Source organism: Sphingobacterium sp., from assembly GCF_032065005.1.
Classification (GTDB): Bacteria; Bacteroidota; Bacteroidia; order Sphingobacteriales; family Sphingobacteriaceae; genus Sphingobacterium.
The window spans coordinates 71,473-91,389 of sequence record NZ_DAMBMM010000014.1; the positions used below are offsets into that span (position 1 = coordinate 71,473).

23 protein-coding genes are annotated in these 19,917 nt (G+C 40.5%); 9 read left to right on the forward strand and 14 right to left on the reverse strand.

The genetic code is table 11. The annotated features are described in order from the left end of the window. Positions 1-43 precede the first annotated feature (43 nt). The 9 genes from RT138_RS17500 to RT138_RS17540 form a co-directional block, all read right to left on the reverse strand. Entirely contained in the window at positions 44-2,368 is a 2,325-nt protein-coding gene (locus tag RT138_RS17500) for a multicopper oxidase domain-containing protein (protein ID WP_313191684.1), read from the reverse strand. A gap of 44 nt (positions 2,369-2,412) precedes the next feature. After that, positions 2,413-3,261: a DUF3347 domain-containing protein gene (locus RT138_RS17505; RefSeq protein ID WP_313191685.1), complete on the reverse strand. Its 849-nt coding sequence runs from the start codon at positions 3,259-3,261 to the stop codon at positions 2,413-2,415. An 86-nt stretch (positions 3,262-3,347) separates the two neighbouring features. Next, entirely contained in the window at positions 3,348-3,731 is a 384-nt protein-coding gene (locus RT138_RS17510; protein WP_313191686.1) for a hypothetical protein, read from the reverse strand. Between the two features lie 134 nt (positions 3,732-3,865). Further along, a complete protein-coding gene (locus RT138_RS17515) occupies positions 3,866-4,075 on the reverse strand; it encodes a hypothetical protein (RefSeq protein WP_093098049.1) in 210 nt (69 codons plus the stop codon). Then, positions 4,068-4,661: a methyltransferase domain-containing protein gene (locus RT138_RS17520; RefSeq protein ID WP_313191687.1), complete on the reverse strand. Its 594-nt coding sequence runs from the start codon at positions 4,659-4,661 to the stop codon at positions 4,068-4,070. The genes RT138_RS17515 and RT138_RS17520 overlap by 8 nt, the downstream gene beginning before the upstream one ends. Before the next feature lie 191 nt (positions 4,662-4,852). Further along, complete coding sequence (locus RT138_RS17525) at positions 4,853-5,302, reverse strand: GNAT family N-acetyltransferase (RefSeq protein WP_313191688.1); 450 nt, start codon at positions 5,300-5,302, stop codon at positions 4,853-4,855. Between the two features lie 16 nt (positions 5,303-5,318). After that, on the reverse strand, positions 5,319-6,407 hold the full coding sequence (locus tag RT138_RS17530; RefSeq protein ID WP_313191689.1) for a DUF695 domain-containing protein: 1,089 nt from the start codon (positions 6,405-6,407) through the stop codon (positions 5,319-5,321). A 116-nt stretch (positions 6,408-6,523) separates the two neighbouring features. Then, entirely contained in the window at positions 6,524-6,928 is a 405-nt protein-coding gene (locus RT138_RS17535) for a DUF5606 domain-containing protein (RefSeq protein WP_185214252.1), read from the reverse strand. 21 nt (positions 6,929-6,949) lie between these two features. Then, entirely contained in the window at positions 6,950-7,408 is a 459-nt protein-coding gene (locus RT138_RS17540; RefSeq protein ID WP_313191690.1) for a peptidylprolyl isomerase, read from the reverse strand. A gap of 151 nt (positions 7,409-7,559) precedes the next feature. Here RT138_RS17540 and radC point away from each other — a divergent pair, with 151 nt between their 5' ends. Further along, complete coding sequence (gene radC / locus RT138_RS17545; RefSeq protein ID WP_313191691.1) at positions 7,560-8,252, forward strand: RadC family protein; 693 nt, start codon at positions 7,560-7,562, stop codon at positions 8,250-8,252. A 75-nt stretch (positions 8,253-8,327) separates the two neighbouring features. After that, on the forward strand, positions 8,328-9,038 hold the full coding sequence (locus RT138_RS17550; RefSeq protein WP_313191692.1) for a pirin family protein: 711 nt from the start codon (positions 8,328-8,330) through the stop codon (positions 9,036-9,038). Between the two features lie 70 nt (positions 9,039-9,108). Here RT138_RS17550 and RT138_RS17555 read toward each other — a convergent pair whose 3' ends face one another. After that, positions 9,109-9,492 (reverse strand): hypothetical protein, encoded by a 384-nt coding sequence (locus tag RT138_RS17555; RefSeq protein ID WP_313191693.1) that lies wholly within the window; start codon positions 9,490-9,492, stop codon positions 9,109-9,111. A gap of 153 nt (positions 9,493-9,645) precedes the next feature. Here RT138_RS17555 and RT138_RS17560 point away from each other — a divergent pair, with 153 nt between their 5' ends. Continuing rightward, a complete protein-coding gene (locus RT138_RS17560; RefSeq protein WP_313191694.1) occupies positions 9,646-10,023 on the forward strand; it encodes a single-stranded DNA-binding protein in 378 nt (125 codons plus the stop codon). Between the two features lie 80 nt (positions 10,024-10,103). On the opposite strand, the gene RT138_RS17565 is transcribed toward RT138_RS17560, so the two are convergent. Further along, positions 10,104-11,513, reverse strand: a complete 1,410-nt coding sequence (locus tag RT138_RS17565) for an alkaline phosphatase (protein WP_313191695.1) — start codon at positions 11,511-11,513, stop codon at positions 10,104-10,106. Between the two features lie 127 nt (positions 11,514-11,640). Between RT138_RS17565 and RT138_RS17570 the strand changes: the two genes are divergently transcribed. Further along, positions 11,641-12,972 (forward strand): OmpA family protein, encoded by a 1,332-nt coding sequence (locus RT138_RS17570; protein ID WP_313191696.1) that lies wholly within the window; start codon positions 11,641-11,643, stop codon positions 12,970-12,972. A gap of 80 nt (positions 12,973-13,052) precedes the next feature. Further along, the gene (locus tag RT138_RS17575; RefSeq protein WP_313191697.1) at positions 13,053-13,364 is read left to right on the forward strand and encodes a hypothetical protein; all 312 of its coding nucleotides are present in this window, start codon (positions 13,053-13,055) and stop codon (positions 13,362-13,364) included. Here RT138_RS17575 and RT138_RS17580 read toward each other — a convergent pair. Then, positions 13,361-13,897, reverse strand: coding sequence for a lipocalin family protein (locus RT138_RS17580; protein WP_313191698.1), 537 nt, complete (start codon positions 13,895-13,897; stop codon positions 13,361-13,363). The two genes, RT138_RS17575 and RT138_RS17580, sit on opposite strands and share 4 nt — an antisense overlap. Before the next feature lie 78 nt (positions 13,898-13,975). On the opposite strand from RT138_RS17580, the gene RT138_RS17585 reads away from it, so the two are divergent. The 3 genes from RT138_RS17585 (at position 13,976) to RT138_RS17595 (ending at position 15,630) form a co-directional block, all read left to right on the forward strand. Beyond that, positions 13,976-14,437: a DUF4268 domain-containing protein gene (locus RT138_RS17585; protein WP_313191699.1), complete on the forward strand. Its 462-nt coding sequence runs from the start codon at positions 13,976-13,978 to the stop codon at positions 14,435-14,437. 8 nt (positions 14,438-14,445) lie between these two features. Then, positions 14,446-15,237 carry a S1/P1 nuclease gene (locus RT138_RS17590; protein ID WP_313191700.1) on the forward strand — a complete coding sequence of 264 codons (792 nt, stop codon included), beginning with the start codon at positions 14,446-14,448 and terminating at the stop codon, positions 15,235-15,237. Between the two features lie 192 nt (positions 15,238-15,429). Beyond that, on the forward strand, positions 15,430-15,630 hold the full coding sequence (locus RT138_RS17595; RefSeq protein ID WP_313191701.1) for a hypothetical protein: 201 nt from the start codon (positions 15,430-15,432) through the stop codon (positions 15,628-15,630). Here RT138_RS17595 and RT138_RS17600 read toward each other — a convergent pair. Together RT138_RS17600 and RT138_RS17605 are read right to left on the reverse strand one after the other, a co-directional pair. Next, positions 15,627-15,995 carry a hypothetical protein gene (locus tag RT138_RS17600; RefSeq protein ID WP_313191702.1) on the reverse strand — a complete coding sequence of 123 codons (369 nt, stop codon included), beginning with the start codon at positions 15,993-15,995 and terminating at the stop codon, positions 15,627-15,629. The two genes, RT138_RS17595 and RT138_RS17600, sit on opposite strands and share 4 nt — an antisense overlap. Beyond that, the gene (locus RT138_RS17605; RefSeq protein WP_313191703.1) at positions 15,976-16,623 is read right to left on the reverse strand and encodes a hypothetical protein; all 648 of its coding nucleotides are present in this window, start codon (positions 16,621-16,623) and stop codon (positions 15,976-15,978) included. The genes RT138_RS17600 and RT138_RS17605 overlap by 20 nt, the downstream gene beginning before the upstream one ends. A gap of 137 nt (positions 16,624-16,760) precedes the next feature. On the opposite strand from RT138_RS17605, the gene RT138_RS17610 reads away from it, so the two are divergent. Beyond that, on the forward strand, positions 16,761-18,764 hold the full coding sequence (locus tag RT138_RS17610) for a M13 family metallopeptidase (protein ID WP_313191704.1): 2,004 nt from the start codon (positions 16,761-16,763) through the stop codon (positions 18,762-18,764). Positions 18,765-19,917 lie beyond the last annotated feature (1,153 nt).

A 19,917-nucleotide genomic window follows, 5' to 3' on the forward strand; every position in this document is an offset into this window, starting at 1 on the left:
TAAATAAACAAGGGTAGAACATGTTGTTCTACCCTTGTTGCTTTTAATAGTTAACCGACAATCCTACTCCAAATCCCATATCCGAATCATAATGGGTTCGGATTCCTAGGTTCTTGGTCAGGATATATCGAAGGTCACCCATATATTCTAGATCGGAGTTGACCATCACTCCGGCTCTTAGTCTTTTGGTTACTGGTATGTCTTCACGCATCAATTGCAATCGGACATTTCCATCATGGTACACTTCGGCTTGGAATCTCACCAACATAGGCAGCATATAGGTAAAACCGGCAGAGAGTAAAGCTCTTTCGTTTTTGCTGTTCCGCTGTCCGAAGATATTCTTTTCTGGACCATGTTTGTCCATTCGCCTATAGCGATAGTCAAAACCGATAAAAGGCATGAACCACTGCATCTTTCCGATGTATCGGCCTAGATGGGTTTCGACCTCATAGCCATGCATATCAGAATAGCCTAATCGCCATTCGGTAGTGAGGCTATAGCGGGTGTTGTGCAACATCAATTCACCATCGTTTCCATTGGTCGCAAAGTCATTTTGAATCATGAAATGCTTCATGTTGCTTTCTTTCTGCAATTCGCGATATGCCCATTCTTTATTGGGCAGATATGGATTTGGCTGTTGATCTTCGGTGCTGAACACGCGGTTCATCCCAGCCATCATATGGTAAAGGATATGACAATGGAAGAACCAATCCCCTTCCACATTGGATAAGAACTCAATGGTGTCTGTTTCCATAGGCATAATGTCCAAGACATTCTTTAATGGCGCATAATCTCCCTGACCATTGATTACCCTAAAGTCATGTCCATGCAGGTGCATGGGGTGTCGCATCATTGAATTGTTGTACAGGATGATCCTAAGGATTTCGCCTTCCTTAATGAGGATTTTGTCACTTTCGGCAAGAACCTTATTGTCCATGCTCCAAACATATCGGTTCATATTGCCTGTCAACTCAAACTTCATTTCCCTAATTGGGGCGTCCTTTGGCAGGGTTGTCTTCGTTGGAGATCGAAGCATACCGTAGTTTAAGGTCACGATATCGGAACTAGCATGTTGGCTATGGTCCATAGTTTCCATTTTGGAATGGTCATGCCCGGTTGCTTGTTCCTCCTTATTTCCCATATCATGCATGGAATGGTCTTCCTTCTTGTGGGAAGAGCTGTCCTGGGCTCCATGGTTTTGATGATCTTGATGTCCTTTCTGATCTTGGATCTCAGGATACATGACAGTATTCATGTCCATTTTTTGCAGGCTCATCTTCATCCCCATATCGTCCAGGTCGCCATTCATTTTCATCATGTCGTTCATCATCTTCATTCCTTCGAAGTATTTCAACTTCGGTAAAGGACTGACCAATTGCTTGACACCTGACCCTAAATACATGGAAACATGATTGGTCCTGTCTTCAGGAGTTGCCATAAATTCATAGGCGAAGCCATCTTCTGGAATGGTCACAACGACATCATAGGTTTCCGAGACTCCGACAATCAAACGGTCGACTTCGACTGGTTCTACATCATTGCCATCATTGGCTACCACTGTAATCTTCCCACCGGCATATGTCAGCCAGAAATATGAGGAAGCACCGGCATTGATTACCCTCAGCCTTACCTTATCCCCAGCTTTGAACTGCGAATAAGTCTGCTCTGATGTTCCATTCAACAAAAAACGGTCATAATAAACATCACTGACATCCATGGCCAGCATGCGCTTCCATTCGTTGGTAAGCTTGGTTTTGAAATGTCCCTCTTTGATTGCTTCGGCATAACTTTGGGTTGCATTCTTCTTGATAGCAAACCAGTCGTTGGCATTGTGAAGCATTCGGTGTACATTATCGGGATCCATATTGGTCCACTCGCTTAATACAACCGGGATTTCAGGTAGGTCATCTATCCCTTTTCTAAAATTGGGGTCATCCGTTCTTTTTTTCAGGATCATCGCGCCGTACATGCCGATCTGCTCTTGCATACCGGAATGGCTATGGTACCAGTGGGTCCCGTCTTGGATGATCGGAAACCGATAGGTAAATGTGCTGTTTGGGGCGATCGGCATCTGGGTCAGAAAAGGAACTCCATCTTCCTTGTTCGGTAAATAGACGCCATGCCAATGTAGGGAAGTCCCTTCCTTGAGTTTGTTGTGTACATGGATTTCTGCAGTATCACCTTCGGTAAAGGTCAATGTAGGCATGGGTATCATGCCATTCACTGCCACCGCCCTCCGGTCCTTACCTGCATAGTTTACCATACTGTCCGTCACATTCAGGTCGTAACGCACAACTTTTTGGGAAAACCCAACTGTTGAGCATAGCAAAAACGTGCAGATCAATATGTATTTGATTTGTTCTCTCATGAGTACCTCTTACGTGTTTAAATAATAGATTTACAGCAATGGTTTTAGATTTTTTCCTTTACCTCGCCGCAGCTCATCATTTTAGATCCGTAATAAGGGTTTTTAATTGCCTCCTCATTGCTAAGCCAATGTGCACCTTTATTGTTGTTTGCCATCGGGCAATATTGCCAATAAAGGCCTTGACTTGATTTGGAGGTTTTGGCCAATTCATACATATGGTTGGAAAGGGCCATAAAAGAATTTCTTTGGCTTTCCAATTTGCCATCCTTTGAAATCGCTGTAGATGCTATTTCCAAGCTTCCCTTCACTTTCATCCATTGCTGGTGTTCAGCATCAGCAAGTGCTTTCATATCTACTTTTTGAATGCTTTGGCTTAGCTTCTCGGCAGCAATAGCTGCTTTTTTCTGGTCACTGCCGACCAATGCATCTTTCAGGTTCAGATAATTTTGGAATACAGGAGTTAGCCCTTTAGCTTGACCTGCATCCTCATGCTGAGCAGCTGCCTTAGGCATGTCATTGTGGTTCATCTGAGCATGTGGGCCACCTTTGACCTCATGGTTTCTTTCGTATCTGCAGCATTCGTGCAGGTTAGCATATACATCGTCTGGTGCCCTGAATTGCGCATTGTCATATCCCACCTGAGCAATTTTCTTCAAAACAGCTTCCTCACTGGTCTTTGTTGTATCAAAGGTGATTTCGGCTTGTTTCTGTTTGGTATCCCAACTTACTTTTGCGATTTTGCCTTCCGAACCATTCGATTCAATAGTCTTTTTGCACATTCCGCAATTACCATTCACGGCTACCGTTACTGTTTTTGCATTCTTGATTTGAGCTATACTAGCATTTATACCTAAGCCCAGGATAAGGCCTAAGATTAAGGATATCTTTTTCATCTTATAATTTTTTAATACATATAAATAACCGGGCAAACCTTGATTTGCCACTAAATTTTAAAACCAATAGGGTTTTGTAGCTTGTATTAAACTATTTTGGGAGGGATGAAAATCGAAGAATATCCAGTGGTTTCTTGAAAAACCAATAATGTAGATATCTTTTCCCTATGTGTAGGGATATGGAAATGAAATTCAAATGATGTGTTGGAATAGAGGCAACAGCTATGGTTTGCCATCATCGGACAGCAGCAGGTGCTATCGCCACAGTTACTGTTGTCTTTATTGCTCTCAGGTTGATCTTGAGCTTCAGGGTCGCAACAGCTATGCTCATTAGCAGCATGATGTTGGTCAGTTTCACAACTTGTCTCCACAGCCATCTTTTCCTGATGTTCCGAACAAGCAATTGTAAGCTTTGGGCTAATCAAGGCAAGGAGTGTGAAACAGATTATGTAAACTATCTTCGTCATCATGTGATACTTACAAAGCTAGGTAAAAAAAATAGAAAGCTAAAGCTCAGTAAAAAGTGATGGCCCAGGTTGGGGACCTGAGCCATTTATCACTAACTATTATTAATTATACCTTGCTATTTTAATTTTGAAGATCCCTATCTTCTTTCTCTTGGTGGTACTTGGCAAGAGCCATTTACCGAACATCCCCCGATATTCATCAAGGGTAAAATCGTAAATAGTACGCCTAAGCCAGCAATAAGCCACATCTCTGCTTTAACCCCTTGGATAATAATGAGGATACCCATAACCAATCGCAATACCCGCATCACATTCCATTGGGACAAATAAATCTTAACTTTATCCATTTTTTCTCTCCAATTTTATAAATAATTCCGATCCTTTTCTTGGCGCAATGCTATTGTAGCAAAGTTCCATTTTCTCAATTTTGAAATAAGGTTCAAAAAGCTTGCTATACTCTTCCGCCGATCCACCAAATGGAGGACCTTGCTTTTCGAATTCAATTCCAAATAAAACTCCTGCAATCTTTCCTTCAGATGCTAATAGGGAATGTGCTTTCTTTACATAATCCGGACGAAGCTTTGGCTCCAATGCACAGAAAAATGTTTGTTCTAACATCAGGTCATACTCGCCTTCATGTTCAAAGAAATCCCCTAATATGATCTCGATGTTTGCTTGATCCTTAAATCTTTCCCGTACCTTTTCAATAGCCTTTGGGGCAATATCGATCAAGGTCACATCAGTGAAACCTTGTTCCAAGAGGTAGGCAGCTTCATAGGCATTTCCACAACCGGGGATCAATATTCTCGCATCCTTGTTTGGATAACTGTCCATGAAGGTTACAATAGGAGTAGAGGCATAGCCTATATCCCAACCTGTCTGTTGGTTTTCCCAACGCTCATTCCAGAAGTTCTGATCTAAAGTTGTTTCCATTGAGTGATTTTTTAAGAACGCCATTCTTTATTTCTTACAAAGAATAGCACAAAAGTGTAGATTAAAATTATGTTGCTCTGTATCTTTTGTTACACAGCTCATTAGTGATCGATGGACGAAAATAGAAGAAAGTTTCTCCAGAAGTATGCAAAGATGAATTATGGCTAAACAATTGCCTTTTTACAACACCACTAACCTTGGTATTCCATCAGGACCATATCAAAACCTTTAGCCCAATAATCGGGAACTCTTTCTTTGACCTGAAAGCCCATCTTTTGATAAAATCCCTCTGCCATTTGTGAAGTCCTTACAATCAATCTTTGGATATGGGGCATTTGCTGAACATGCAGGATACGGTGTTGGGTCAACAAAGTCCCTGCTCCATTTTGCACCAGGGTCTTATCTAGGAAATCCCAACTTAGACGTGCCGTGATTTGATCTTCATCGTAATTGATCCCTCCAGCACCTACTATTTGGGCATCTTTAATAACAACAAAATAATCTTCTATCTCTTGTTCCAGATAATGGAAGAGGTCCTGCGTCTCGCTGGGATCAAAGAAATCCGGAACATTGCTGTTGAAAACCCCGATGACCTCTTGGAAATCAATGGGCTGATATCGACGGATGGAGAATGTGTTCATGGTACCATATTTTGGATTAATCCATTTTATAACGCTCAAAGGACTGCCAATATTTGTCCTTGAAGAAATCGAATGAAAGATTGAGTTGGTCCTGATATTTGATCAGCAAACGTTCCATGACCTCCGTGGCTTTGCGGAATTCCCTACAGGCTATGAAAGTTTCCCTCAATCCATCCACAGTCTCCGACCCCAAGAAGATATAACCGTCCCTGCTAGGGAGTTCTTCCTCCAGGTCTTCTTCAAACCTAGAGATGTCCTCATAGGTTTCCGGACTTGGGAAGCCAGCTTCGGTTTCCGAATCATAGGCATTCATGATCACCAAAATCCATGGATGGGATGCTTTATGGTCCCAGTCTAAGACCGAGGTATTGATGGTTGACAAGATGGTTTTCCCACCTTCCACCGTTCCCTCAAATCCCGAGAAGCGGTCATCGCTGGAATCATGTCTTACATCCTGGTACTTCTCTACAAACTCCTTCTCCCGCCAATTGATGTAATCGACTAATTTGTTCAAGGGAATCAATTCCTCCTGTAGGTTTTGAGGACCTCGAACATCGATCTTATCAATGCACTGGATCATGGTTTCCTCGCCTAAGTAGTTGTCCAGAAAAATAAAGATGCCATTCAGGATCTCTTCTCGAGATTCCTCATGATAAGGGTCATAAACAAACATCAAATCTATTTTGTCGGGATAATTATCGTGAAGGATGGGATAGAACTTTATGTTCTCCTTATCAAAATGTAGGTCATGCATCCTGATCGCAAAATCCTCATTGTTGGATTCGGGTTTCAGGGCCGTAAATTTCCAGTTTTCGATGTCGGGGGCAGCTTCTACGATCTTTTCCGCCCACAGCACATTCTTGATGATGCCATCAGGGGTAAAAACCAGTTCGGCCTTTTTATCCTTATCCATTCCCACCAAGAAAAACACTTTTGGTTCCACTCTATCCAACTCAGGCGCAAAGATGTTGATAAACTTCTCTTCAACATCCTTTCCCGATTTGATGACTTGATAGAATTCCTTAGCTCGGGCTTCGAACCAATGCCAGAATTCCTGATAGGTTTGGTTCAGATTGGTAGAAGAAATGGATTTTTCGCTGCTCATATTTATGGAATTTACTTGAATGTAATAGATGAAAATCACCAATTCTTAAATATAAGGATATAAAAAAACCTATCCTAAAAAATATCTAGGATAGGTTTTTTTATATGTTGGTCAATTTATGCTAGAGGCTCTGGAGCTTCTTCTTCAAACAAAGGAAGTTCTTTGATGATATTGTACCAAGTAATGATCTTTTTGATATCAGAAGAGTAAACTCTTGCTTCGTCATGATTAGGAGCTACCTCTCTAAAATATTCACGCAAAGTGTTCCCGTCAGCTTTTACATCTGGCGTGTTGCCTCCGTTTGATTTGATGGTCTCAAACACGTCCAATAAACGGATTTCCTCGTCCTCACCATAAATAGTGATATCTTCTAGCGTAGCCATTTTGGTGGTCGATAGATTCACTACCGATTTGATTTTGCTGCCATCTAGCGATTCAAGAACGAATCCACCTTTGTTTTGACCGATCAATTTAAATAATCCTGGTTTGCCAGTAACTGACACTAATCCTCTTAAATTCATTTTTTGCTTCTTATATAAGAATTAATCTTCAATAATTTCTACTCCTAAAATACGATCACCTTGACGGATATCATCAACAACATCAACGTTCTCGATTACTTTTCCAAAACAAGTGTGGTTGCGGTCTAGGTGAGCAGTATTGTTACGGCTGTGGCAGATGAAGAATTGGGATCCCCCAGTGTTTCTTCCGGCGTGTGCCATCGAAAGAACACCACGGTCATGGTATTGGTTCTCACCGTCCAATTCACAATCGATCTTGTATCCCGGACCACCTGTACCAGGCATTCCTGTTGCACCTTCGCGTGTATTAGGACATCCGCCTTGAATTACGAAATCAGGAATAACTCTGTGAAATGTTAAACCATCATAATATCCTGATTTAGCTAACTTAATGAAGTTCGCTACTGTATTTGGAGCATCTTCTGTGTAAAACTGCACAGTCATGTCGCCTTTTTCTGTTTTGATAATCGCTTTGCTCATTATTTCTGTCCTTAATGTTGTAATAGCCTACAAAGATAAGGTTTCTGCGTAAATTCTAAAGATTGTACATTAAGATGTTGAATCCCAGTTTTTAAGCTGTCGTTTACAATCCCTATATTTACTTTAAAGAAATAAAATTTCTAAAATATATATGCAAAAATTAGTCATTCGGGATTGGGCAGAATCGGACAGACCGCGCGAAAAACTACTGGAACAGGGTAGAAGGGCAGTAACCGATGCCGAACTCCTTGCCATCCTGATTGGTTCCGGTTCAAGACACGAAACAGCAGTTGAACTCTGCAAAAGACTCCTTAGTTCGGTCAGCAACGACTTATTTAGGCTGAGCAAAATGGATGTCAAGGAGCTTTGTCAGTTTAAGGGGATTGGAGAAGCAAAGGCAATCAGTATCATTGCGGCGCTGAAGCTTGGTCGAAGAAGGCAAGAGTCAGAGGTACAGGAAAAACCTGTCCTCAATAGCAGCAAAAAAGCCTATGAATTTTTAAAACATCTATTGGAAGACCTAAGCCATGAAGAATTTTGGGTAATTTTCCTGAATACCAGTTGCAAGGTCTTGGACAAACAGCTCATCGGCAGGGGAGGCAACGACTTTACCCCAGTGGACGTTCGGATCATCCTCAGGTTTGCCCTTATGAACAAGGCCAATTCCATTATCCTAGCTCATAATCATCCCTCAGGAACCCTAAGGCCTAGTGATGCCGATAGGACCCTGACCAAGAAAATAGCACAAGCGGCCAAATTGATGGACATCCATGTCCACGACCATCTAATCATTACAGATGAGAGCTATTATAGCTTTCGGGATGAAGGTTTGCTTTCCACCTGATTTCTTACCCTATGTCAATGCACAACAAAACTTAATCCCTGAACTTTGTGTTAATTATTAAAGGAGGAGAATATCATGGCAAAATTTTTTTATCACCCAGCGGACTCCCGTGGACATGCAGATCATGGATGGTTGAAATCTAATCATACGTTCAGTTTTGGAGGCTATATGAACGCCGAAAGAATGAACTTCGGCGCGTTACGTGTGTTGAATGATGACAATGTAGCGGCAGGAATGGGCTTTGGAAAACATCCCCATAGCAACATGGAAATAATTTCCATTCCATTGGAAGGTGAATTGGCACATAATGACAGCATGGGTACGGGCTCAGTCATCAAGAAAGGGGACATTCAGGTGATGAGTGCAGGTACCGGCATTGAACATAGCGAATATAATAACAGCAAGACTGATCCGGTTAAATTCCTTCAGATCTGGGTTATTCCAAATAAGCAAGATGTAGAACCACGTTACGATCAACAGAGCATCGACTTTAATGCTGCAAAGAATAATTTCTTACAGATCCTTTCCCCTGATCCTGATGATGCAGGAGTGTGGATCCATCAAGATGCATGGTTTCATATCGCTGATTTTGACGCTGGCTTTGCACGCCAATATATCATGAAAAAACCAGATCATGGTTTATATATTTTTGTGCTGAATGGAGAGATCGATGTGGAAGGACAGAAGCTGCAGAGTAGGGATGGACTTGGTATTGCAGGTGCACAGGATGTCAAGATTAAAGCGGATACCAATGCTGAATTCCTATTAATGGAAGTTCCGGTATAAATATATTTATTATGAAGTAAAGGCACTTGTAAGGGTTACAAGTGCTTTTTTGTGGTTAAGTTTTTCCAACCTAAACCAATGGATTTATCTCCCGTTTCTTTTCCTTGCTCTTGACAATTAATATGAAATCATTTCCGAGGTCCAGATAGCCATATTCATAACAGAATATATACTCCTGACCCTTTGAAGTGATTATCCTATGGGTATGGTATTTCAAGGAGAAACCTTCCGTGAGGAGTTTACCTTTGTTCGTTTTGAGCATTTTCTCCTCAGCAAGTAATACCCTCAGGATCTTTCTGTTCTTGCGGAGCTGGTTGTTGATTTTCTTCAATAGGTCGCTATCCTTACTATTCTCCCTGTTATTATAGGCGTTTCTGCATCCATCGTTGCAAAATCTTTTGTCAGTCCTTCCGCGCAATACCTCTTCACATTCTTTACATGTTCTTATACCCATGGCATAAATGATTTTAATCGTTTAAAACCGACTACTGTCGTTTTTAACTGTTTGAAATACGAATAAACTTGCTGCCCTTCGTCAATTTTGTACCAGTTACTTAGCTAAGTTAATTTATTAATAAGAAAATAAATATCAAAAATTGAAATATCCATGAGCACGATAAAAAATTCAGTACAACTATTGGGCAGGTTAGGTCAGGAAGCAGAGGTCAAGGTCAGCAGCAGTGGGATTCCATATTGCTTTATTTCCTTGGTAACTAATGAGTATGGTGTCAAGAAGAATGGCGAACAATATGAAAAAAGTCAATGGCATCGGATAGCGGTTTGGGGAGATATGATGTGCAATCAAATGAAAAAACGAGGTAAGAAGGGCAGTCTGTGGCGGATCCAAGGGACTATTTTCTACAAACAATTTGATGGAAGCAACGGCAATCCCCAGCAATATTGTGAAATCAGGGCAAATAAACTCATGTTTTTGATGGAGTCGATGGGCATGAACAAGAAATTGCAGCCTGAAATCACTGCATAAAGAACAGCTCCATTAGCCATAAAAAAGGGAGCTGAAATGCATCAGCTCCCCCATATTGATTGAAAAAGTTCTTTGACTTATTATGGATGTTGCCAACCAGCAACTTTAGAAACCGTTCTCGGGATATCTACATTGTCCATTTTCTGATGGAATGCTTCTGCACCCACCCCAATCGCATACACTGGGATATAGGCTGCCGAATGGCTTCCTGATGCCCAACTAATCGATGACGCTTTGTTCAAGGCCTTGATCGCTAATGAAGCGATTTTATCGATTGTTGCATACAGACTTTTACTGGTTTCATTTTTATGCTCAATAAAGCTTTTTTCGTAAGCTTCATGAAGATTTTCATTATCGTCTTCACTTACCTTGATAGCTTTCCACAATCCAAGCTGTTCACCCAAAAATTCTTTAAGTTGGTCCCAAGATGCATTCGCATTCTTGGTCCTGAATTCATTGATGGCAACTGAAAGTGCTTCTTGGGAAATCTTTTGGTTTTCTAAGTTTTTCAAACGAAGGGTAGAGCTTCCGTTTCCAACCCCGATACCGCCGGTCTCATGATCTGCCGTTACGATGATCAAGGTTTCTTCTGGATGTTTTTGGTAGAACTCAAAGGCTTTTTGAACTGCGTTGTTGAAATCCCAAACTTCGTGAACTGCGGTAGCACCGTCATTGGAATGGCATGCCCAGTCAATTTTTCCTCCTTCAACCATCAGGAAGAAACCTTTGTCCCCTTGGCTTAAGGATTCGATCGCTGCTGAGGTGATTTCTGCAAGGTTCAAATCGCCTGGTTTTTGATCGATAGCATATTTCAAGGAAACATTGTCCGTTCCTTTTTTGTTCATCAAGATCAGTTTATCTGATTTATTGGCTTTTTTATAGTCGTCCAATCCATAAAGCAATTTATAGCCTGCTTTTTCCAGTTGAGGGAAAATAGAAGCAACTTCTTCTTTTTTGGCATTTGTGGTTGGCTTTAGGAAGCCTGATCCAGCAAAGAAGTCAAAATTAGACTTAATGATATCCAAGCCAATTTCATAATACATGTCGCGATCAGGTTGGTTTGCAAAGAAAGAAGCCGGTGTAGCATGGTCGATACTTACTGAAGTTGTAATCCCAACCTTCATTCCTTTTTCTTTCGCCAAGTAGGCAATGCTCTTATAGGGTTTCACACCTGCGCTGTCCATGGCGATAACTCCGTTCTTAGTCTTGTAACCTACAGCCAGTGCTGTACCACCAGCACCAGAATCCGTTACCCCATGCGATAAGGAATGGGATGTTGCGAATGTGGCAAATGGAAATTGACTGAAAACAGTAGGGGAAACTGAATTTTTACCTGCTAGCGAGCTTTTGTATACTTCGGCTGCCTGAACCTGGTTCAAACCCATACCATCTCCAATCATAAAGAAAATGTATTTCGGTTGTTTCTGTGCAAAACTTGAGCCTACAAATAAAAATAAGGCGAGGAATAAATTGAAAAATTTAATGTTCATACCAAATGGATTAATTTATACAAAACTAAGGTTCTCATATTAAGATAATGTTAATTGGTAAAAACAGCTTGTTGCAAACAAAATGTTACACGGATTGTTTCTTCAATTGTACTTATAAACACAGGTTATGGAAAACAATTTATTAGAGCTTGCTCAGCAATACTTCAATGAGCACACTTATAGTACTCTTGCCTCCGAGGAAAACATTTCCCCAGAGCAGGCAAAAAAAGGAATCGAAACCGTAATTCCTTCCTTATTCTTAGGTTTCCAACGTAAAGCCGGACACGGCCTAGGAAGTCTCTTAGAAACATTGAAATCAAATTTTTCTGGATTTAATTTTTCAGATGTATTGAGGTTTAGCCCTCCTGTACAGGAAGTGCCTCAAGATGGGGATACCACGAGAACAGTTTTAAGCTCCCTTTTCGGGAACACTTTTGACCAGGTAATACCCAATACTGCGAATTTCTTAGGGTTAAATACCAACACATTGATTCGCTTATTCTCCGCAGCGATTCCTGCTGTGGTGGGTGCCTTGACTAGCAATGGCCAACGCTGGGATACCACTTCCATTGAAGCCGACTTGAACAACAACCGTTCTAACTTCCTGAAAGCACTTCCTGCAGGTCTGCCTTTGAATGTCCTAGGCGAAGAACCAAAAGGACCAACCATCGTTACTGAAGAAGAAGTGGTAGAAGTGGACCCAATTGTTGATCCAGCAAGGGACGTTCTTGTAGAAGATCCTATTGTGCCTACTTCCAGGGTCCGTCGCGAGGAACCACCTGCAGCACTTCCTCCAGCCGAGGAAGACCGTAAAAAAGGCGCAGGGCTGTGGTGGATACTCCTTCCGATTATCCTTCTTTTATTATGGTTCTTTTTCGGTAAGGGTTGTAACCGTGAAGAAGCTCCGGTATCGGATGCCCATGTAGATTCCTTGATCACTGATTCAGTGGTTAACCAAGACACGACGATGACACCGGCTGAAGTAGTGAGGGAAAGTATTATGGTGACTTTGCCAAATAATACCGAACTCAATGCCTACAAGGGTGGTATTGAAGACCAATTGGTTCAGTTCCTGAACTCGGACTATAAGAGTCTTTCGGATGAGGAACTAAAAGACCGATGGTTTGATTTCGATAATTTAAATTTCGAAACCGGAACAGCGAATATCCTTCCGGAAAGTCAGGTACAGCTTGACAATCTGGTAGCCATCCTGAATGCATACCCAGATGCCAAGGTTAAGCTTGGTGGTTATACCGATAAAACCGGTGATGAAGCAATCAATAAAAAGCTTTCAAATGACCGCGCAATCGCAGTGAAGAATGCTTTTGATGCAAAAGGGGTAGGTAATCGGGTGATGGCAACGGAGGGATATGGTTCCCAGTTTGCTAAATACCCTGCTGATGCCCCAGAAACAGACCGTGTGAAAGATAGAAGAGTCGCGATAAGCGTCAGAAAATAATAATTGAAAACCAAAATGAAGCAGCCCAAATTATCTTGGGCTGCTTTTTTTATTGTCAATCCTATTGTTATTTTTGCCTTATGCTTACAGAGAAACAACAAGACATGATCAAGGGCGATTTCGAAAAATACTTTAAGGATTTGAAATCCAAAAAGAAGACCCTCGATTTTGAACTCTTTGGTGATTACGCTGCTTCCATCCTCAACTTTTATATAGGTAGTTCTTTAATGAACATCCATGAAAAGGAGGAAGGAGCTCTTTTTTTAATTCGCCTTTTCAATGCTGGATTGGGAAACTTAATCAGTGCTGCAGATCAACAAGAAATTGCTCAGGTAATCAAGCAGGACCCCACCTTGAATTACGCAATTATCCAACCTGTATTTGATCTTTAACCCTCCTGGATGGTCCACTTTAATTTCGAGGTGTCATAACCACAAGCTTCTGCATATTTCAGGTAAGCGGCTTCCCGTTCTGGCCGGATTGTCTTTGTCCTGGAAAGGATCCACATATAATCCAGGTTATCGCCAAAGACTAAGGCATCTTCATAGTTTTCATCCAATTGAACGATATGGTAGCCAGAATAAAAAGGTCCGAAAAAAGAAACTTTTAAGGAACCTTCATTGACATCACCTGCATACTTGGCCTTTCCAATACTGGTTTTTGTTTTTCCATTCACTGTACTCACGCCTTCATTTTTCACCCTGACTGATCCATCGTCGTTCAGGCTATATTCAGCAGTCACATTTTTCAGGTCTTTCTCCCAAAAAAAGTCTAAACGAGCGATCTCGTACCATTTTCCTAAATATCGCTGCAGGTCAAAATCTTGAATTGACTCGGCATTGGATTTAATGGGTTTCAAATAGTTATAGATCACAGAACCAAGGGCAACTGCTGTCAGGGTTATTAGGGTTTTCTTTTTGTCCATCGTAATTATTTTATAGGAAAACAGGTTAAACCACCTAAATGTTTAAAGAGATTCCTAGTTTTGCATAAAATTAAAGAATTGTATTCAAGAGAAGAAGCTAAGAAAATAAAGGAGTCCTTTTGGACGAGTTTTGGGCAGTACATGGCACCAATCCCGAGTGAAGATGGTGACAAAGTAACATGGGTAAATTACAAAACCGGAATTCGATACCTGTTCTTTAGGATGGAAGCAACCAATAAGGTGGCCCAGATCGGAATTGAAATCGCCAATCCTGATGCCGGCATCCGTGCCCTGCTCTTTGAACAATTTAAGGAATACGTGAAGATATTGGAAGCTGAAATAGGGGAAGAATGGATATGGGACGATTCTTTTTATGATGAATATGGGAAACACACTGCCCGTATCTACACCGAGATCCGTGGATTGAGCGTCTTTAAAAAAGAAGATTGGCCAGCGCTCATATCATTCTTTAAACCCCGGATTATCGCCCTTGATAGCTTCTGGTCGACAGCTAAATATGGATTTGAACTTTTTAAATAATTAGGAATATGAAACTAGTAGGTAGAATTCTAGTATTTTTTATGCTATTAACGCAATCCCAACATGTATTGGCATGGGGGATGACTGGACATCGCGTGATTTCTGAAATCGCGGAACAACATCTTACGAAAAAAGCAAAACGAAACATTGAGAAACTGATCGGCCATCAAAAGATTGCTTATTGGTCCAATTGGGCGGATTTTATCAAATCCTCACCAGACTCTGTTCTCCTGAAAACTGGATCTTGGCATTTCTTGAATACCCCAGGGAACCTGACACATGAGCAATTTTTAGTGGAACTTCAAAATTCACCGGAGCAAAACCTATACAAGGCTTACCAAAGAGTAAAAAAAGAGGTTGCCAACAAAGATTTATCCATTGAGCAAAGGCAGCAAGCTTTTTATTTTATGGTCCATTTATTAGGTGATGCCCATCAACCCATGCATGTGAGTAGAGCAGAAGACCTAGGTGGAAACAAAATTGCCGTTACTTTCTTTGGTAGGGGCTCGAATATACACCGCGTATGGGATAGTGACTTGGTAGATAATGAAAAATGGTCATACAGCGAATATGCTCGTGTATTGGATTATGAAAAGTACTTCTATAATCAATACACAAATTCAACTTTTGAAGATTGGTTGTACGAATCACATCAATTGGCGAACATTATTTATGATGATGTTGCAAAAAACAACAAGCTATCCTATGACTATATCTTCAGGTTCAAAGATCCAATGGAAAACGCTCTGTTGAAAGCAGGGTTAAGACTTGCTAAAGAGTTGAACGAAGTGTTTGGCTAAGCTTCCTGTAGTTCATTTGAACGAATAGGACCATGTTAAAATATAAGAACAGGTATCTGGATTTCAGGTACCTGTTCTTTTTTATCTATGCTGATCAGAGGGGTGTAATATTTTAATTACTAGGTAATTAGATATTAAAATTTGTATATTTGTTTGAAAACCAATTGTAAAATTTTCTAATCCCTCACGCGTATGATGGAGATTCAGATTAACTTCTATAACTTTTTCTATCTCATAGCTGGAATTAGTGTCCTTTTCAAATTGATCCTAGTTGCCAGCAATATTGTTCAGAAAGATTGGTCTGCCTTGAAAGCTAATTTGATAATCCTATCGATCATGTTGATCCTGATTGCCATTATCATTTATTATTTCAAGGTCTATATGTTCGATTAATTGTTCAATGTCCAATCAAAGTAACTGCCGGTTGCAACAAGTTGGTTGTTTTCGATACTGAAATTGAAATCAAGATAATCGTTGCTGCAACTTCCCATATCTGAACAGCAAAACTTTCGGTCAATGTCAAATTGCATCCGAAAGGTACCCTTATTCTTGTCGGCATCATATTTAAAGCTTGAAACCTGTATATTCCCAACCTCTGGACTGCCATCTTTATCGCCTAAAACATCAAAGATAAACCAGCTTAACTTATCCAGTTCTTCCTTTGATATATGGTTCAATAAGCTTGAAGGATTACCTGCTAAGCTTTCCAGTTGCTCAGGATTTATTTCAGTTTCAAATCTATATTCTTTCGTTTCCATAGGATAAAATTTTTTCAATTTGTCTTGCCTCCGGAAAATGTGTTTCCAAAATTCCAGCCTGCAGTTTGTTTTTACCTGCTAATCCTATCAAAGCCTTTGCCAATAAATATTCATTGCACCTCAAGTTTAATTCTATGTTGGATTTGTTATAGGTCAAGGTTTTTCCTGAACAGACAAAATATCGCTTGGGAAGTTTTATAAATTTCATGTCTTCCAGAAGGTAATCCAATATCTCCTCCCATTTTCCGATCATCGTCTTGATGACTTGTTCAAACATATATTGTCGTAGCTGTTTTTCAAGTCTTTCTTGGTTTTTACTGCTAAATTGGGACTTGGAATAATAGATGATATTGTTTTTGAGATAAGGTTTGGACTGTCCACTGGACAGAGGTCTTACGGGATAGTCTTTGGAGAATAGTTTTAGGGTAAAGAATTCAAATTCCTCATTTGCCATGGATTTCTTTTGTTCTTTCTTGGCAAATCGCTTCACATAAGCCGTCAGTTCTTGGATAGATAGATCTGCGGGGGCATAGATTACCGGTAAATCTTCCGCATGAAAATCAATGCTGATTCCTTTTTTAGTGCTGCTAACCAATAAATAATCGATGTTTTCTACCTGAATTATCATTTCGGCCAATTTAGCAATTCCATTGTGTTAATTTAAAATCAATTAAATATATAAAAATAGTTACTTTTTGTTTTTTCCTAGAATCGCTATGTTTGCATAAGAACTATCTCTTAGTTCTAAAACAAAATAGGTTAATTATGAAACAATACGTATTAATGGCAGCATTATTTGCTAGTTCAGCTTATGTTTATGGGCAAGAACATCAAGCAATCAATGTTTCCTACATGGACAAATCCGTTCGTCCTCAAGATGATTTCTACAATTACGTCAATGGTAATTGGATGAAAACTGTGGAAATTCCTTCTGATAAGGCTCGTTGGGGTTCTTTTGATCAACTAAGAGAAAACACTGATGAAGCGGCCTTGAAAATCCTGAAAGAATCTTTGAACACAAAATTCGAAAAAGGAACTGATGGTCAAAAGATCGCTGATCTATATAAATCTTATGTAGACTTTGATACCCGTAACAAGTTGGGGATAGCTCCTATCCAACAACAATTGAAGGATATCGACCAAGTGAAGAACCTGAAAGGTCTTTACGATTACTTCGTAAAATACGGAGCTATCGGTGGTAACCCTTTCTTCGGTGCCTATGTTTATGCCCACATGAAAAACAGTAACATGAATGCTGTTTATTTAGGTGGTGGCGGTTTAGGTCTTGGCCGTACGTATTACCAAAAAGAAGATGCCAAAAATACAGAGACTTTAGGTAACTACAACCAATATATCAATGCTTTATATGGCAAGGTTGATCCGAAGACCAGAGACCTGAAAGGGCCTAAAGTAATTGAATTTGAGAAATTGATCGCCTCAAACCTGAAAACTGTAGAGGAGATGCGTGACGCTCAAAAACGTTACAATCCTGTAGCGGTAAAAGATTTGAATAAAATGGTAAAGAACATGGATGTGGCAAAATACATCCAGACCCTTGGATTCAAAGCTGATACAGTAATCATCGGTGAACTTAACTATTACCAAAACCTAGATAAGATCGTTAATGAGGAAAATTTACCGGTAATCAAGGAATACTTGAAATTCCATGTAATGGATGATGCAACCGGTTATTTGACAGAAGAATTAGATCAATTGTCTTTTGATTTCTATGGTAAGAAACTAAGAGGCCAGAAAGAACAACGTTCGCTGGATAAAAGAGGATTGGAATTTGTCAATGGCAACGCTGGTGAATTGTTAGGAAAGCTTTACGTAAAAGAAAATTTCCCTGCTGAAGCAAAAGCTGCCTGTGAAGAGTTGGTGCAGTACTTGATCAAATCTTTCAATGTACACATCAAAGACCTAGCTTGGATGTCGCCTACGACCAAAGAGAAAGCTTTGGAGAAACTTTCTAAGTTTACCGTGAAGATCGGTTATCCGGATAAATGGAAAGACTATTCAAGCCTTCAGGTTGGTACTTCCTTGATCGAAAACATCAATAATGTTCGTCGTTGGTCCTTTGAAGAAAACCTTGCTAAACAGGGAAAACCTGTTGACAAGTCTGAATGGGGAATGACTCCTCAAACCGTAAATGCTTACTACAGTCCATTGTTCAATGAGATCGTATTCCCAGCGGCTATCTTACAACCTCCATTCTATGATTACAAAGCTGATCCAGGAGTGAACTTTGGTGGTATCGGTGCAGTTATCGGTCATGAGTTATCTCATGGTTTTGATGATTCAGGTTCGCAGTATGATGGAAATGGTAACTTGAACAACTGGTGGACAGATGAAGACAGAACAAAATTTGAAGCAGCTGCTGATGCATTAGTGGCTCAGTTTGAAGCATACGAGCCAGTACCAGGGGTATTTGTAAACGGTAGGTTCACCTTAGGTGAAAATATCGGTGACCTTGGTGGTTCTTCAGTTGCTTTTGATGCATTGCAAATGTACCTGAAAGAAAAAGGAAACCCAGGATTGATCGATGGTTTCACACAAGATCAACGTTTCTTCCTTTCATGGGCAACAATCTGGCGTACCAAAACGACAGATGAGTTTGTGGTAAACCAAGTAAAAACTGACCCACATTCTCCAGCTCAATACCGTGCTACAGGTCCGATCATCAATTTAGATGCGTTCCACAAAGCATTCGAAACCAAAGAGGGTGACAAACTGTACATCCCTAAAGATAAACGTATCGTTATCTGGTAAACAGATCCTGATATAAAATGGAAACAGGAGCAACCGAAAGGTTGCTCCTGTTTTTGTTTTGAGTTGGTTGGAGGGGGATAGGATATGAGGGGTGGTTTTGAACCAGGATACCCTTCGCCGCCGCTCAGGGTTCGGGATGTGAGGATAGACCAAGAACTGGAAATTAACCAGGATACCCTTCGCCGCCGCTCAGGGTAAAGGATGAGAGGATGGACCAAGATTTGAAAATAGCCTCAGCTGTTGGGATTGCGTAGAACAAAGAAATGTCCCTTCCGGTGTCACCCGGAGAATAAAAAATTTTGATAAAATTTATCGGAAGCTGATGACAGCAAAGTGAAAGGCAAAAAATTGTATTTTTTTTAATTTTAGAGATATAACCCCTTTTGGGGTTTCATTATTTTAGCTGGCATGGCACGTTAGCCTGTAAGTCGCGCAAAAACGATGTTCGATTAATCGAACATCGTTTTTGCATTAACCCTATATTGTTTGCCATCCATGCTAAAATAATTCATCCCCGTTGGGGATGTATGGCGGCTAGAAATATTTTTTTGATAAATAAATATGGGACTGAAAGGCTAGAAACACAGTTCTATCAAACTTGTCATTGATACGAAGGGAGGGTCTCGGATTTTTACATACCCAATTTTGTTTATGATCGCATTGGCGTACAGTTCCTTGACCGTCGGTCAAGGATGACAGGGTCTGTGGGAGGAGAACCGTACAGATTCCTCACTGATCGTTCAGAATAAAAATGCGCTAAAGAGGGATTCAGAGTGAAACGAAGAATCTATTTTTTATTTTTTTTAGGATCGCCGTCATTTCGAAATCGTAAGATGAGAAAACTATTTTTTCTGATTTATGTCCATTCAGAAAGATTTATTGAAAAATATTTCACCCCCTCTGGGGGTTCTCGCCATTAACAAACATTCACCTTCCAAAGGAAGCCCTTTAGCCACCGGCTCATTTCCAATGGCGGAAAAATGGAAAGAATGCCGTTGCCCTGTGCGATGGGATTGGCCTTGGAATGCTTTCAAAAGATCATCCCATCAAAAGGGGTGATCTTTTGAAAGATATTCCCGACATCAAGGCATTCTTGTCCATGTGTAGTGGATGGTGCGAAAAGCCATCTTAAATGAGCCGAAGCCGTTACGGA